At 71.7% G+C, this 14,958-nt stretch carries 14 protein-coding genes; 8 read left to right on the top strand and 6 right to left on the bottom strand.

The window, feature by feature from the left end:
* Position 1 precedes the first annotated feature (1 nt).
* A complete protein-coding gene (locus M8542_RS15940) occupies positions 2–469 on the top strand; it encodes a hypothetical protein (protein ID WP_257920927.1) in 468 nt (155 codons plus the stop codon).
* Here M8542_RS15940 and M8542_RS15935 read toward each other — a convergent pair.
* From M8542_RS15935 to M8542_RS15915, 5 genes are read right to left on the bottom strand one after another with little or no spacing between them, the layout of a single operon-like run.
* Positions 466–1,410: an ABC transporter substrate-binding protein gene (locus M8542_RS15935; RefSeq protein ID WP_257920926.1), complete on the bottom strand. Its 945-nt coding sequence runs from the start codon at positions 1,408–1,410 to the stop codon at positions 466–468. The two genes, M8542_RS15940 and M8542_RS15935, sit on opposite strands and share 4 nt — an antisense overlap.
* A gap of 18 nt (positions 1,411–1,428) precedes the next feature.
* Positions 1,429–2,289 carry an ABC transporter ATP-binding protein gene (locus tag M8542_RS15930; RefSeq protein WP_257920925.1) on the bottom strand — a complete coding sequence of 287 codons (861 nt, stop codon included), beginning with the start codon at positions 2,287–2,289 and terminating at the stop codon, positions 1,429–1,431.
* 19 nt (positions 2,290–2,308) lie between these two features.
* Entirely contained in the window at positions 2,309–3,142 is an 834-nt protein-coding gene (locus M8542_RS15925; protein ID WP_257920924.1) for an ABC transporter permease, read from the bottom strand.
* Positions 3,139–3,909, bottom strand: a complete 771-nt coding sequence (locus M8542_RS15920; RefSeq protein WP_257920923.1) for an ABC transporter permease — start codon at positions 3,907–3,909, stop codon at positions 3,139–3,141. Before M8542_RS15920 ends, M8542_RS15925 begins: the two co-directional genes overlap by 4 nt.
* A gap of 1 nt (position 3,910) precedes the next feature.
* The gene (locus tag M8542_RS15915; protein ID WP_257921065.1) at positions 3,911–4,918 is read right to left on the bottom strand and encodes an ABC transporter substrate-binding protein; all 1,008 of its coding nucleotides are present in this window, start codon (positions 4,916–4,918) and stop codon (positions 3,911–3,913) included.
* Positions 4,919–5,657: 739 nt separating this feature from the next.
* Here M8542_RS15915 and M8542_RS15910 point away from each other — a divergent pair.
* The 6 genes from M8542_RS15910 (at position 5,658) to M8542_RS50635 (ending at position 12,421) form a co-directional block, all read left to right on the top strand.
* A complete protein-coding gene (locus tag M8542_RS15910) occupies positions 5,658–8,837 on the top strand; it encodes a nitrate- and nitrite sensing domain-containing protein (RefSeq protein ID WP_257920922.1) in 3,180 nt (1,059 codons plus the stop codon).
* 20 nt (positions 8,838–8,857) lie between these two features.
* Positions 8,858–9,319 (top strand): roadblock/LC7 domain-containing protein, encoded by a 462-nt coding sequence (locus M8542_RS15905; protein WP_257921064.1) that lies wholly within the window; start codon positions 8,858–8,860, stop codon positions 9,317–9,319.
* Between the two features lie 25 nt (positions 9,320–9,344).
* On the top strand, positions 9,345–10,127 hold the full coding sequence (locus tag M8542_RS15900) for a DUF742 domain-containing protein (RefSeq protein ID WP_257920921.1): 783 nt from the start codon (positions 9,345–9,347) through the stop codon (positions 10,125–10,127).
* Positions 10,108–10,716: a GTP-binding protein gene (locus M8542_RS15895; protein WP_086861435.1), complete on the top strand. Its 609-nt coding sequence runs from the start codon at positions 10,108–10,110 to the stop codon at positions 10,714–10,716. The genes M8542_RS15900 and M8542_RS15895 overlap by 20 nt, the downstream gene beginning before the upstream one ends.
* Before the next feature lie 394 nt (positions 10,717–11,110).
* Positions 11,111–11,527 carry a roadblock/LC7 domain-containing protein gene (locus tag M8542_RS15890; protein ID WP_257920920.1) on the top strand — a complete coding sequence of 139 codons (417 nt, stop codon included), beginning with the start codon at positions 11,111–11,113 and terminating at the stop codon, positions 11,525–11,527.
* Positions 11,528–11,533: 6 nt separating this feature from the next.
* The gene (locus M8542_RS50635) at positions 11,534–12,421 is read left to right on the top strand and encodes a DUF742 domain-containing protein (RefSeq protein WP_372508533.1); all 888 of its coding nucleotides are present in this window, start codon (positions 11,534–11,536) and stop codon (positions 12,419–12,421) included.
* Here the strand turns inward: M8542_RS50635 and M8542_RS15880 are convergent.
* Entirely contained in the window at positions 12,418–14,655 is a 2,238-nt protein-coding gene (locus M8542_RS15880) for a helicase-associated domain-containing protein (protein ID WP_257920919.1), read from the bottom strand. The two genes, M8542_RS50635 and M8542_RS15880, sit on opposite strands and share 4 nt — an antisense overlap.
* Before the next feature lie 90 nt (positions 14,656–14,745).
* Between M8542_RS15880 and M8542_RS15875 the strand changes: the two genes are divergently transcribed.
* A complete protein-coding gene (locus tag M8542_RS15875; RefSeq protein ID WP_257920918.1) occupies positions 14,746–14,931 on the top strand; it encodes a hypothetical protein in 186 nt (61 codons plus the stop codon).
* The last annotated feature ends 27 nt before the right edge of the window (positions 14,932–14,958 follow it).

The raw sequence follows: 14,958 nt of genomic DNA, 5'->3' as shown, positions 1-14,958 counted from the left end.
CTTGTCGACAACGGAAGAGCTGCGGGAGGCGGTGGTCGAGCTCGTCGGTTGCCAGGTCGTCGAGTTCAGCCGGACGGTGAACATCGCGATCGTCGGGTTCCGGAACGACACCGTCGAGAAGCGGCTGCACGCTCAGTGCCCGTTCCGGGTCACCCACCGCGACCAGCTGCTGTTCGGCTCGGCCGACATGCGGTACCGGGACACCGGCGACGCGGAGACGGCGTTCGACGAATACCGGACGAAGTACGACCGCCAGGCCCGGCAGCTGACCGGGATGGTGACGGCGCACGAGTGCTTCGTCACCTCGGCGGACCTCGGGCCCGCCGGGCTGCTGTCGCTCGGGCTCGACGGCCCGCTCACGGTGACGGTGCTCCCGGCGTGCGCGGGGCCGAACATCGAGCAGTGGCGGCTGTTCGACTGGCACGACACGGACCGGCACTACGTCTACCCGGACACCGCGGACCGCTAGCGGACCACCATCGCCGAGACGTCCACCGGTTTCGCCAGCACGCCTGTCTTCAGCAGCAGGTCCGGCACCCGCTGCAGCCGCCGGACGTCCACAGTGGACTGGAAGGTCAGCAGCTTCGTGCGGCCGGCGGTGTCCGCGTCGATCTTCGCGTACTTCACCATCAGCGGCTCGATCTTCGTGCGGTCCGCCGCCGCGTCACGGGTCGCCGCCGCCATCGCCCGCTGGAAGGCCGCCACCGCCTTCGGCGCTGCCGACGTGAACGAGCCCAGTGCGCCGTAGCCCGCCGTCGGGAAGTCCACTGTGGACCCCGTGCCGGTGTCGGCGACCAGGACCGCGCCCGCCGTGCGCGCGGCCGCCGTGATGAACGGCTCGGTGAGGAAGCCCGCGTCGATGTCGCCGTTCTTCAGGGCGGCCACCGTGTTCGGCAGCGGGATCGGGACCCACTTGACACCCGACGCGTCGACGTGGTTGTCCGCCAGCACCGACTTCGTCAGCGTGTCGGCGATCGTGTTGGGCGCCGAGATGCCGATGCGCTTGCCCGCGAGGTCGGCGACCGAGCGGATCCCGGACGACGGCAGCGCGACCACGCCGGTGGAGCCGGGCCCGGCCGACGACGCGTCCGCGACCAGCCGGATGTCCGCGCTGCCCTTGCTCCGCGCCACGAAGAACGGCGTGTAGCTGGAATACGCGATGTCGGCTTCGCCGCCGATCAGCTTCGTCAGCGACGCCTGCCCGGTCGCGGCCTCGGTCGTCGAGACGTCGAGGCCTTCGCGCTGGAAGTAGCCGCCGTCCTTCGCCAGCCAGAAGGGGGCGGTGTCGATGGTCGACATCATCGACACCCGCAGCTTCAGCGGCGCCGACGGCGCCGAAGCCGAGCCGCCCAGCGCCGAACACCCCGTCACCAGCAGCGCCAGCAACCCGGCCAGTACCGCCCTCTTCATGATCCCCCCTGCGGTCGGCTAACTCCCGGTCTTGCTCTCCGTCACGTCCTTGGCCCGCTCGGCCAGCTCCCACTCCGCGGCGTCCGACGCGGCCGTGGCCGCTTCCTCCGGGCTGCCGCCGTGCAGCAGCCGGGCGACCTCGCCGCGCAGCGTCACGAACTCCGCCGACTCGCGCGTGGTGATCTGGTCCCGGTCGGCCGGCAGGCCAACGGGCAGGTCCGCCACGATCGACGCCGGCGACTTCGACAGCACCAGCACCCGGTCGGACAGGTAGACGCTCTCGTCGATGTCGTGCGTGACGACCAGGATCGTGCTGCCCTGCTCGCGCTGCACGCGCCGGGTCAGGTCCTCGAGCTCGAACCGCGTCTGCGCGTCGACCGACGCGAACGGCTCGTCCATCAGCAGCAGCGCCGGGCGGCTGGCCAGCGCGCGGGCGATCGACACCCGCTGCTGCATGCCGCCGGAGAGCTGCCAGGGGTACTTGCCGCCGACGGCGGACAGCCCGACCTGCTCCAGCGCTTCCGCTGCCCGCCGGCGCCGTTCCGTGCGGGAGATCGGCCGCCAGCGCAGCGGGAACTCGACGTTCTTCTGCACCGAGAGCCACGGGAACAGCGAACGGCTGTAGTCCTGGAACACGACGGCGAGGTCGTCCGGCACGCCGCTGACGCGGTCGCCGTGCAGGCTCACCGTGCCCTCGGTCGGCGGGGTCAGCCCGGCGACGCAGCGCAGCAGCGTCGACTTCCCGCAGCCCGACGGGCCGACGATGCTGGCCAGCTGCCCGGTTTCGACGGTGAACGAAAGGTCGTTCACCGCGGTGTGTGCCTTGGCGCCCGAGCCGTAGCGGTGGCTGAGGCCGGACACTTCGAGCATGGTTGACATGGGAGAGGCCTTTCCAGCGTCAGTCGCGGCCGAGGCGGGTCGGCTGCCAGGCCAGCACCCGCCGTTCCGCGGCCAGGAAGATCGTGTTGAAGACGTAGCCGAGGATGCCCAGCAGCACCAGCCACGACCACATGATCGGGAAGTCGAAGTTCTGCTGGGCGTTCAGCAGCGACCGCCCGATTCCGTTGTACGCCCCGACCAGCTCGGAGACGACCATCAGCAGCAGCGAGATGGACAGGCTCACCCGCAGCCCGGCGAAGATCTTCGGCGCGGCGGCCGGCAGGACGACCATGCCGAGCCAGTACGCCTTGGGCGTGCGGAACGACCGCGCCGTCGCCACCTTGACCTGGTCGACCGCGCGGGCGCCGTCGACGGCGTTGAGCAGCACCGGCCACACCGCGCCGAAGATGATCGACCCGGTCTGCATGCCCGAGCTCAGCCCGAACAGCACCGCGAACACCGGGATCAGCGTGGGCGGCGGGATCGAGCGGAAGAACGCGAACAGCGGGCCGAGGTAGTCCATCGCCGTGGCGGACCGGCCGACGGCCACGCCCAGCGCGATGCCGACGACCGCGGCCAGCGCCCAGCCGCCGAGCATCCGGCCGAGGCTGGGGAACACGTTGTCGAACACCGCGTCGGTGAGGAACAGGTGCGACGCGGGCCCGGTGAACCACAGCTTCGCGGCCGCGACCGCGATCTCGGTCGGCGGCGGGAAGAACGCGCTGCCGCCGGCCCGGGCGGCGAACTCCCAGCCGACCACGAGGATCGCGAAGAGCAGCCAGTTGCGGACGACGGTGGCGGCGCCGCGGGCGGCGCGGCGGCCCACCCGGCCGGACAGGGTTGCCGCGGTCACGCGATCGCCTCCCGGTCGACGCTGCTCCAGCGGAACAGCCGCTTGCCGATCTGTTCGAGCCCCTCGTTGATCAGGTAGCCCAGCACGCCGGCCACCACGGTGCCGGCGAGCACCAGGTCGAACCGGATGGAACCGGTGCTGGCGACGAGGATGAAGCTGCCGAGGCCGACCTGGGAGCCGGCCAGGAACTCGACGCTGACGACGGCGATCAGCGAGATGGTCGCCGACAGCCGCACGCCGGTGAAGACGAACGGCGCGGTCTGTGGCAGCGCGACCGACGACAGGATCCGGAACCGGCTGGTGCCGCACGCGCGGGCGGTCTCCATCAGCACCGGGTCGATCTCACCCATGCCGTAGATCGTGTTGAACATGATCGGCCACAGCGACGCGTACACCGCGAGGGAGATCTTGGCGTCCGGGCCGGACCCGATCACCAGCAGCACCAGCGGCACGAGCGCGGTGACCGGGATCGGGCGGAGGAACTCGACGATCGCGGCGGTGGCGGTGCGCAGCACCGGGACGCTGCCCAGCAGCAGCCCGGCGGGCACGCCGATGGCGATGGCGATCACGACGGCGATCAGCCAGGCCAGCATCGTCGCGACGATGTCGCGGAGGAACTCGGGGTCGCCCAGCAGGTCGCCCACGGTGACCAGGACGACACTCGGCGGCGGGATGAACGTCTTACTGACCAGGCCGACCTGGTCGACGACCTCCCAGAGCAGGAGGAAGCCGACCAGGCCGGCCAGGCCGCGGAGCAGCTTTGTCACGTCAGTTTGTCGCCTGCGGGGCGATCATCGGCGCGGCCTCGACCTTGCTGGTGATGACCCCCATCTGCAGCATCAGGTCGGGCACCCGCTGAATGCGGCGGGCATCCAAGGTGGAGCCGTAACCGGGCAGGGTGAGCAGCTTGGCCGTGTCCGCGTCGATCTTCGCGTACTTGACCAGCAGCGGCTCGACCTTCGAGCGGTCGTTGAGCGCGTCGCTGGTGGCCTTCTTCATCGCACGCTGGAACGCCGCGAGGGTCTTCGGGTTCTGCTGCACCCACTTCGTCGCCGCGCCGAAGCCGGTGAGCGGGAAGTCCTGGCTGGCACCGGTGTTGATGTCGATGACCGGGATCGCGCCGGCGGTCTTGGCCGCCTGCGTGAGCATCGGCTCCGGCATGTAGGCCGCGTCGACCTGGTTCTGCTGGAGCGCGGCCGCCATGTTCGGCAGCGGCATCAGCGTCCACTTGACCTGGCTGAAGTCGACGCCGTGGTCTTTCATGACCGACTTCGTGAGGATGTCGGACGCGGTGTTCATGGCCGTGATCGCGATGCGCTTGCCGGCCAGGTCGTTGACGGTTTTGACGTTCGAAGAAGGCACCGTGACGATCGCGTTGCTCTTCGCGTTCACCGACGTGGCGTCGGCGACCAGGGTCACGTCGGCGGTGCCCTTGCTCTTGGCGACGAAGAACGGCGTGTAGGTCGAGAGCGCGATGTCCGCTTCGCCGGAAATCGCCTTCGTCATCGACGCCTGGCCGCTGTTGGCGACGATCTGCTCGACGTCGAGACCCTCGGCCTTGAAGTAGCCGCCGTCCAGGGCGAGCCAGAACGGCCCGAGGTCCGTGGTCGGCATGATCGAGACCTTGATCTTCGACTTCTCCAGGCCGCCCCCGTTCGACGAGGCGCTCGAGTCGTCCGAGCCGAGCGCGCTGCAGCCGGTGAGGGCTGTCGCTGCTGCGACGGTGAGGGCGAGCCCGAGCGCGGCGCGGCGAGTGCGAACCCGGCCACTGCTCATGGCGTTTCCAAGCAAGGCCTGCTCCTTGAAGAAAGTGACGGTTGGTGAACCGAATCCAATGGAAGTGTGTGACTCGATCTCCGGAGCCACGCGGGTCACTGTAGAGAAGGTGACCGCTCGCTCACAACGGGTGGAATCAACACCCAGGAGGGTGGCGCATGTCACTCTTTCGGCCTCTGGTCTAGACCCACTGCTCCACTCGCCGTAGCCGTTCACCCAGCGTAGGGCCTAGATCTTGAATAAGGGATCACCAGCTGTGCGTCTACTGAGCGAACGCTGTGCAACATCCAGCGCGTCCTGTCGGGAGGGTTACATCTTCTCCGGGCGTTCGCTACCCTCTGCACCTGCGGGGAGGTATCAACCTCCGATGTAGTGAGAGAGAGTGCCTGGATGGCCGATCAAGACGATCCACTTCGGTTTACCAGCACACGCTGTGCTTTTCCTGAGAGGTTCTTCCCCGCTGAGACCACAGCCGTACTGACCACTGCCTGGCCGGGCACACCCACCGCGCCGGTGGGCTAGGCCGAACAACTGACGATGCGAGACCAGCGCAGGGACCAGACCGTGATGCTCGAGCTGAACCGATTCCGTCCGGCCGGACGGGGTTCAGGAACCCCCAAGACGCACGCTGAAGACGATCTTTTCACCCGTACGGGTAGCGTCTCGCGCTGGGTTCCTGCCGACCGGCCGCTGCGCCGGAGCGTCGGGAGCGTGCAGACGAGTGGCTGAGGAGAACGTGATGCGCCCTGGCGGGCGCTGGACCGACCAGGGCTTTACGAGCACGAACGATGGTGGTGCGGCGGTGTCGAACGAAGACGCCGCGGGGGTGGGAGGGGCCCCCGCGCAGCTGCCCGGAGCTGATCCGGGCCGGAAGGCCGGGTTCTTTTCCGGCATGCGCGACTGGCGGCTGCGGTCCAAGCTGGCCGCGGTCCTGATCATCCCGACCCTCACCGCGCTGGCGCTGGGGGCGCTGCGCGTGGTCGACGACGCCCAGCAGGCCGCCGAGTTCCAGCGGACGGCCGACCAGGTCGCGTTCGCCGTCAAGGTCACCACGGTGGTCCACGAGCTGCAGAACGAGCGCTCGCTGGCCGTCGCGCGGATCTCGTCGAACAACCAGCTCCTGCAGACCGGGCTGGACTCGCAGATCGCCAAGGTCGACCGCGAGGTCGCCAACCTGTCCGCGGCCGCGGACACGCTGAACTACGACGACCAGGCCACCAAGGACCGCTACCGCCGCGGCATCCAGCGCCTCGACGCGCTGCGTCCGCTGCGCGCCGCGTTCAACGCCCAGAACGGCCTGCCCGACATCACGGTGATGACGGCCTACTCGGGCATCCTCGACTCGCTCATCGAGCTCGGCCGCGAGGTGACCACCGCGGTCACCGACCGGGACGTGCTGCGCCTGGGCACGAGCACGCAGGCGATCAGCGAGGCCAAGGAGTTCACCACCCGCTCCGACGCCCAGCTGCAGATCGCCGCGTTCCGCGGCAGCTTCCCCGGCGACCTCCTGGACCAGACGCGCGCGTCGGCGTCCAGTGCGGACGCCTCGGTCCAGGCGTTCCTCGCGAACGCCGACGACGACCAGCGCCAGCTCTACAACGACACCTACTCCGGCCCGGAGGTCGACGACCGCCGCCGGATCCAGACCTCGGCGTTCTCCCTCGCCCAGGGGGGTGAGGCGCCGAACATCGACACGACGGCGCTCGGCAAGGACAGCACCGTGTCGGCCGACAAGCTGCACGCGGTCGAGTCGAACCTGCTGGCCCAGCTCAAGACCCGGGCCGACGACCTCGCCACGGCGGCGGTCAACTCGGCGTGGGTCGGCGGTGCCGTGGTGCTGCTCGCGCTGGCCCTGGCGGTCGCGCTGATGCTCGTCGTCGCCCGCCTGATGCTGCGCCCGCTGCGGGTGCTGCGGAAGAGCGCGCTGGACGTCGCGTACACGCGGCTGCCGGAGACGGTGCAGTCCATCCTGGACGACCCGGACCCGGTCGGCGCCTCCAAGAAGGCCGTCATGCCGGTGCCCGTCACCTCCCGCGACGAGATCGGCGAGGTCGCGCGGTCGTTCGACATCGTCCACGAACAGGCCGTCAAGATGGCCGCCGAGCAGGCCCTCCTGCGCGAGAACGTCAACGGCATCTTCGTGAACCTCTCCCGCCGGTCGCAGCGGCTGGTGGAACGCCAGCTCGGCGTCATCGACCGGCTCGAGGCCGACGAGCAGGACCCGGACCACTTGGCCAGCCTGTTCGAGCTCGACCACCTGGCCACCCGGCTGCGGCGCAACGGTGAGTCCCTGCTGGTGCTCTCGGGCGCCGGCCTGGCGAAGTCCGTGCCCAAGCCGGTGCCGGCCGCCGACGTCATCGGCGCCGCGGTGTCCGAGATCGAGCAGTACGCCCGGATCGAGGTCGGCATCGTGCCCGACGTCGCGGTCCAAGGCCTCGCGATCCACGACCTCGTGCACGTCCTTGCCGAGCTGCTCGACAACGCGACCTACTTCTCCGAGCCGGAGACGAAGGTCATCGTCCGGGCCGTGGTGACCCGCCGCAAGGCGCTCGCCATCCAGGTCACCGACCACGGTGTCGGCATGACCGAGGACCGGCTGGCCGAGGTCAACGCGCGCCTGGCGGAACCGCCGGACCTGGACGTGTCGGTGACCCGCCGGATGGGTCTGTACGTGGTCTCGCGCCTGGCCAAGCGCCACGGCATCGAGGTGCGGCTGCGCGAGAACGAGGACATCGAGGGTGGCGTGATCGCCCGCGTCGTCGTCCCGGCCGAGCTGCTCACCCAGCTCCGCCCGGGCATGGCGCGGCAGACCCCGCCGCCGGTGAACCGCTCCGAGACGTCGATGTCGCTGCCGAGCATCCCGATGCCGTCGATGCCCTCGGACTTCGAGCAGACGCGGTCGCACACCCCCGTGCCGCCCTCGGCCCCGCCACCACCGCCGCCGCCGCCGGCCCCGCCGGTGCACGAGCCGGTGGCGAACCAGGGTGGGCTGGTCCCGCTCGACCAGCCGATCAGCCTCGACGACCTGGTCAGCGGCGGCCGCGCGGCGGGCCCGTTCCTGTCGCCGGAGCTGCCGAAGCCGGAGACGCCGGCCTGGCCGACCGCCGAGGACCTGGCGCCGCTGACGCCGTCGACGAACGGGGAAGGCGCCAGCTCCCGCGCCGGCGACACGCAGTTCGCGCCGCTGGTGCTGCCCAAGCGGGAGCCGAAGTTCGTCCCGCCGGAGACGCCCGCGGCCCAGCCGCCCGCCGACCGCGCGGAGCCGGCCCCGTCGGCGCTCGAAGATGATGTACCCACCCGGCGGCTGCCCATCTACCAGTCGGTGCTGTCACGCTGGTTCAGTGAGGGCGACGACTCGGCTGCCGACCCGGTGCCGCCGCAGGGCGAGGGCGACGACCCGAACCTGCCGCCGCTCACCGGCTCCGACGGCCCGGCCGCGCCGGCCCCGGCGCGCATGGAGCGCACGGAGTACGTCGAGCCCGTGGAGCACGTCGAGCACGTGGACGAGCTGCAGCCGACCGCGGCGACCCGGCACCCGCTCCTCCCGCCCGACGACGGCTGGCACAGCGCCTCCGACGACGGCTGGCAGGCGGCGCAGTCGCTGCTGGAGTCCAAGAACGAGGAGATCACCCCGGCCGGGCTGCCCAAGCGCGTCCCGAACGCCTACCTGGTGCCGGGCTCGATCAACAGCCCTTCGGCCGACGCGCCGGCGCAGAACAGCTTCGCGGACAACACCGCGGGCATGCCCGGAACGGGTGCGATCACCCGCTCGGCGTCCGCGGCGCGGAACCGGATGGCAAGCTTCCAACGGGGCTACACCTCGGGACGGCACGCGTTGAAGGAGCTCCCGGCCGAAGAACAGCTGGAAAGCAGCAGAGTTCCGGGGCGTGGCAACACCACAGACAGCAGTGAGGAGTGAAAGTGACACGGGCGGGTGCAATGCAGCCGGGTGGCTCCGCGCAGCCGAACGGGCAGGCGCAGGCCAAGGCGAACAATGCCGGCAGCTTCGCTTGGCTGATCACGGATTTCGTGCACCGGGTGCCCGGCGCGGCCCACGCGGTCGTGGTGTCGGCCGACGGCCTGCTCCTGGCGGCTTCGCGGGGCTTGCCGAAGGACCGGGCGGACCAGCTGGCGGCGGTGGCGTCGGGGCTCACGAGCCTCGCGCGCGGCGCGGCGAAGGTGTTCGAAGGCGGCACGGTGGCGCAGACCGTGGTCGAGATGGCCAACGGTTTCCTCTTCCTCATGTCGGTTTCCGACGGTTCCTGTCTGGCGGTGCTGGGCTCGCCGGAAAGTGACATCGGCCTGGTCGTCTACGAGATGACCCTGCTGGTGGAACGGGTCGGCCAGCAGCTGACCCCGGAGATGCGGGCGCAACTGCAGGGCGCGGCCGTCCGCCGCTGAGGACCTGGGAACCGAGGAGAGAGCCGTGGACGACGGGCGCTTGAGGGGCGATGGCCGGCTCGGTGACGACTTCTCCGGCGGGTGGTCCGAGCAGCCGGACGACGGCCGGGAGGACTGGCAGTCGTTCCGGGAGCGGGTCGACCGTGAATGGCGGACGCGCCGGGTGCAGGCGTCCGACAACGACCCCGTCCGGGAACCACCGAACTGGCTGACCGACAGCAACGCCGGGCAGGAGCCGATCCGGCCGATCCAGCCCGGCAGCGGCGAGTACCGCGACCGCCTGCTGGGCGGTCCGGGCGCGGAGCTGTTCGGCGGGTCGAGCGGGCCGCTGTACGACGCACGCGACTTCGCCGCGTACAGCACCGAGCGCGACTTCTCGTCGGGCCCGGACTCCGGTGAGCTGGCCGCGGCGCTGCCGCAGCAGGCCCACCAGGAATACGTCGACGCGCCGGCGCCGACGGAGATGGAGACCTCGGGCCTGGTCCGGCCGTACTTCCGGACCCGCGGCCGGACGAAGGCGACGCTCGACCTGGCCATCGAGGCGTTGATCTCGACCAGCGAGCAGGGCCGGATGCTCGACCGGGTCCGGGTGCCCGAGCACCGGTCGATCTGCGACCTGTGCCTCGACACCCGGTCGGTGGCCGAGGTGGCGGCGCTGCTGCGGCTGCCGCTCGGCGTGGTGCGGGTGTTGATTGGTGACGTGGCGGGCCTCGGCCTGGTGCTGGTGCACTCCAGCAGCCAGACCGTGGGCGACCGCCCGAGTATCGAGTTCATGGAAAGGGTGCTCAGTGGGCTTCGGAGAATTTGACTCCGACGCGAACGCGCCGCAGGTGACGGGTCCGACCTCGTCGGCCAAGATCGTGGTCGCCGGCGGGTTCGGTTCGGGGAAGACAACGCTGGTCGGGGCGATCTCCGAGATCGACCCGCTGACCACCGAGGCCATGATGACCGAGGCGAGCGTCGGGCACGACGACACCTCGGCCACGCCCAACAAGACCACCACCACCGTGGCGATGGACTTCGGGCGCATCTCGCTGGACTCGGACCTGGTGCTGTACGTCTTCGGCACCCCCGGTCAGCACCGGTTCTGGTTCATGTGGGACGACCTCGCGGTCGGCGCCATCGGGGCGGTCGTGCTGGTGGACACGCGGCGGCTCGCCGACGCGTTCCCCTCGATCGACTTCTTCGAGAACCGGAAGCTGCCCTACGTCGTGGCCATCAACTGCTTCGACCGGCTGCTGCACCACCAGATCGAGGACGTCCGGCACGCGCTGACCATCGCGCCGTCGGTCCCGATCATGGCGTGCGACGCGCGTGAGCGCGACTCCGCCAAGCAGGTGCTGATCTCGGTCGTCCAGCACGCGATCGCGCACGATTCGGCGTTGCGCGCGGGATAACTGGATGACGCCCCGAACCGGATGCGGCCGTTGGAGTGAACTCCGCGCGCTTCACCCACTTCGGGGAGCGTGTCGGCCGTCCGTGACGGCTACCCGTCCGTCAGGGGCGGCAGCGCCCGGCGCGGGGTCGCTCGGCGGACCCCGCCGGACCGGCGCTGACCTGCGCGGACGCCGATCGGCGGCCGGGCCCGGCACACCTCACCGGGTGACCCACGAACGCGTGGACCGGCGCAGGTCGGTGCGGTGCGCGCTCGCGCGCACACGTAGGGTGCGCAGCGGCCTGCCGGTGGTGGACTCGACACCACCGGCGGTGCGAATACGCTTTATCGTGGCGTCGTCGACCGGCCACTCCGGTGTGCGGCGCGTGGCGCCGCACGAGCAAGGAGGGGCAGTAGTGACGGCATCCGGCCAGGGCACATTCGGCTGGCTCATCACGGATTTCGTGCGCCGGGTACCCGGCGCCGCGCACGCCGTTCTGGTGTCCGCCGACGGGTTGCTGCTCGCGCCGTCCGAAGGGTTGCCCCAGGAGCGCGCCGAGCAGCTTTCGGCCGTCGCGTCCGGGCTGATCAGCCTGACGCACGGCGCCGCACGCTGTTTCGAAGCGGGCGGCGTCAACCAGACCGTGGTGGAGATGGAGCGCGGCTACTTGTTCCTCATGTCCGTTTCGGACGGCTCGTCGCTGGCGGTGCTGGCCGCGCCGACGTGCGACATCGGCACGGTCGCGTACGAGATGACCCTGCTCGTCGAGCGGGTCGGCCAGCAGATCACCCCCGAGCTGCGCGCGCAGCTGCAGGGCGGCGTGCGTGGGTAGGACACGATGAGGATTTCGGGATTCGACGATCCGGACTCCAGCGGCTGGGACGCACTGCACCGCGGCACCGAGCGCGAGGGTTTCGATTCGCCCAGCAAGTTCGACATGTCGACGCTGTCGATGATCATGCCGAAGCGCAAGCCCGCGCGGCCCAAGCCGGATCCGCAGGGCTACACCGACGAGGACACCCGCGAGTGGGGACCGTCGTCGTCTTCGCCGGCTGAACCCGACGGCTACGACCCCGTCGAGCCGGAGTGGCAAGACGAGGAGCGCTACGAGCCGGAGCCCCCGCCGCTGGAGCCGGCCTGGACGCCGCCGCGCGGCGCGCGTCAGCCGGCCCCGCCGCGGCCCCCGGCGCCCCGGCCGCCGGCGCGCCCGCCGCTGTCCAGACCCCAGGCGGCGCCTCCGCCTTCGTGGGCTCCGCCGATCGAACCGCAGTCCGGCTGGACGCCCCCGCCGGACCCGGAGACCCGCTGGGTCCCCCAGCCGGAGCCGTGGGAAGAGCCGGCCTGGGCCGAGCCGGCCCGGGTGGTGAGCCCGGCGCCGGTGGCGTCGGCGGGCTCCCGCGTCCGGCCGTACACGCGAACGGGCGGCCGCACCCGCTCCGACCACAACCTGGCCCTGGAGGCCCTGGTCTCGACGTCCGACGACGGCCGCCGCTACCGCGGGGTCCGCTCGGTCGAGCACCGCCGCATCTGCGACCTGTGCCTGGACACGCGCTCGGTGGCCGAGATCGCCGCGCACCTGCGCCTGCCGCTGGGCGTGGTGAAGGTGCTGGTGGGCGACATGGCCGACATCGGCCTGGTGCTGATCCACCAGACGGAGCTGATCCTCGGCGACCGGTCGTCGCGGGAGTTCATGGAACGCGTCCTGGCGGGCCTGCGGGCGCTCTAGTCCTCGACCAGCGCGGCCGAGGTGATGCGGTGCAGTGAGTACCGCTCGTTGTTCTCGCCTTCGAGGATCCCACCGCCGACCCGCACGGGCCGGATCACGCGCTGGCTGGCCGTGCCGCGGGAGTCGACGAACCCGATCCACACCTCACGGCGTTCCAGCGTCGCCCGGGACAGCAGCTCCAGCGTCGCCGACGTGTCCGCGCCGCCGCCGACCGGCGCCCGGACCGCCGAACCCCGTCGGCGCGCCGAAGCCGCGTCACCGGCTCGCAGGTTGGACACGATCCGCTCGGCCTGGTCCGGCGTCAGCACCGCCTGCTCACCGGGGCCGCGGCGGGCCGCGCGGGCCTTCGCGGGCAGCCGGCGCCCACCCGGGCGGATGTCGACCACGCGGCCGTCCGGGCCCTCGGCCGCCGGAGCGAAGCCGGCCGCGCGCAGCCCGGCCAGCACCTCGTGCAGCGGGTCCGGGCTGATCACGACCGTCGGCGCGATCAGCCGCAGGTCGTGCTCCGCGGCGACCGGGTGGGCCAGCACCTCGGTCAGCAACGCCTCGTCGTCGCAGCGCAGGAACGACGCCGCGACCCCGCCGCGCAGCCGGCCGTGGCGGCGGGCGACGTCGTCGACCAGGTAGCTCAGCCCCTGCGGGACCGGGGTCGCGGACTTCTTCTTGAACAGCGCGTGCAGCTCGTCGGCCGTGCGCCCGGTGTCCAGCGCCCGCCGGACCGAGGCCTCGGTGATCCGGTAGACCGTCGCGTGCCCGGCCGACTCGACGTCGGCGACCGCGGCCATCTCCGCCGCCAGCTCCGGCTCCAGCGGACCCGGCGCGACGACCGTCAGGTCGGCCTGCAGCAGCACGTGGTCCACCGGCGCGGGCAGCGCGTCCAGGATCGCCTCGACCGCGCCCGGACGGTCTTCGGCCAGCAGCGCCCGCGTCGCCGTCGTGACGCCGCCGAGCCCGACCAGCCCGAGCGCGCTCGCCTCGGCCATCGTCCAGCGGACCGTCTCGTCGCGCAGCCGCCCGCCGCGCCGGGGCGCCCGCCAGGCCAGCACCGCGACGAGCTCGTCGACGCTCTTCACCCCGGCACCCTCGGGCAGGTCGGCCAGCGCGGCCAGCACCCGACGGCGCGAAACCGGCGCCAGCGGGCGGCGAAGCTCCTCCGACAGCGGCGCGATCGGCTTGTCCTTGGCGTCGCGGCCGCCGGCCATCCCCGGCAGCCGGGGCAGCTCCAGCCACGCCTGGGCGAGCGTCATCCAGCGCTGCGCGGTCGGCGACGCGAGCCACGAGTCGGTCAGCGTCGTCGGCACCCACTCGGGCGCGGTCGTCTCGCTGTCGGCGACCAGCCCGGCGCCGACGGCCAGCTCGGCCAGCAGCACCGCCTGCGTCTCGTCGATCTCCAGGTCCTTGGCGAGCTTCTTCAGCTCGCGCACGCCGAGGCCACCGGACTTGAGCACCGGCGGCGGCGCGGCCGACCACGCGCGCAGCAGAGCTTCCGTGTGGCGCAGGAACTCCATCGCCTCACCGGCCGCCGCCGCGTCCGAGGTGGACGTCTGGTGGGGATGGACGGGCAGCTCGGGCTCGGTGAGCGCGCCCGGCGCGAAGACACCGCCGCGCACGGCGATGCCCAGCTCGCGCGGCAGCTCGACGGTCTGGTCGTCGCGGCGCAGCAGCAGCCCGCGGGCGAGCAGCTTCTGCACCGGCGTCCCGGCCCTTTCGAGGGTCTGCTCGACGCCGGCGTCGCGGGTGCGGCCGATCGGCGGGCCGGCGGCGAGGGCGGTCAGCACGGCGCGTTCGTCTTCGCTCAGCTCGGCCAGCCGGGCTTCGAGGTCCTCGCCGGCGAGCGCCGGGGACGACGCGCCCAGCCCGGCCGGGAACGGCCCGAGCGCCTCGCGGACCGCGGGCGGCACGCGCAGGGCGTCGTCCGGGCCCCAGGCGAGCGCGCGGGCGCGCAGGCGGGCCAGCGGGGTGGCGATGTCGGCGCCGACGAGCTTCGCGACGTCCTCGACCGGCGCCGGATCGCGGTCCGCGCCCGCCAGCAGGCACGCCTCGAGCACGGCGAGGGTGAAGGAGTCGAGGTCTTCGCAGGCGCGCGCGACCGAGCCCGGCGTGCCGGCCCGGGTGGCCAGCACCGTGCTGTCGGAGGGCGGGGGCGTGGACAGGTCGCGCCGCGTGCGGAGCAACTCGGTGAGTGCGCCGTCGGACTCCGCGCGCAGCCAGTCCGCCAAAGAGGTCGCGGGCATAGAAGGCCAGGATACCGGGCGGTTGCGCCGCGCCGCCCGGGCTCAGGCAGACTGTTCCCCGTACGACCGATCACGGCTGTGGAGGACGTTGTGGCCAAGGGTGAGAAGAAGCACAAGGGCGTCGACCCGACCTGGCCGGGCGAGGCGGGCGAGCACCCCGTGACCGAGCTCGCGTCCGACCGCCAGGGCGCGCTGTCGCCGTTCGGCGACCTGACCTTCCCGCTCGACTCGGTGCCCTACGTGCACCCCGAGATCGAGATCAACACGCGCCCCTGAAGTTACTGGTCAGTACCGGTATCGGGG

Source organism: Amycolatopsis iheyensis (assembly GCF_024703995.1).
In the GTDB taxonomy this organism is placed as follows: domain Bacteria; phylum Actinomycetota; class Actinomycetes; order Mycobacteriales; family Pseudonocardiaceae; genus Amycolatopsis; species Amycolatopsis iheyensis.
This window is presented reverse-complemented; position numbering and strand designations above follow the sequence as displayed.

Excerpts from the sequence above, each read along its gene's own strand:
- M8542_RS15910 (WP_257920922.1), top strand. The coding sequence starts at position 5,658 with ATGCGCCCTGGCGGGCGCTGGACCGACCAGGGCTTTACGAGCACGAAC.
- M8542_RS15915 (WP_257921065.1), bottom strand. The coding sequence starts at position 4,918 with ATGAGCAGTGGCCGGGTTCGCACTCGCCGCGCCGCGCTCGGGCTCGCC.
- M8542_RS15880 (WP_257920919.1), bottom strand. The coding sequence starts at position 14,655 with ATGCCCGCGACCTCTTTGGCGGACTGGCTGCGCGCGGAGTCCGACGGC.
- M8542_RS50635 (WP_372508533.1), top strand. The coding sequence starts at position 11,534 with ATGAGGATTTCGGGATTCGACGATCCGGACTCCAGCGGCTGGGACGCA.
- M8542_RS15905 (WP_257921064.1), top strand. The coding sequence starts at position 8,858 with ATGCAGCCGGGTGGCTCCGCGCAGCCGAACGGGCAGGCGCAGGCCAAG.
- M8542_RS15930 (WP_257920925.1), bottom strand. The coding sequence starts at position 2,289 with ATGTCAACCATGCTCGAAGTGTCCGGCCTCAGCCACCGCTACGGCTCG.
- M8542_RS15935 (WP_257920926.1), bottom strand. The coding sequence starts at position 1,410 with ATGAAGAGGGCGGTACTGGCCGGGTTGCTGGCGCTGCTGGTGACGGGG.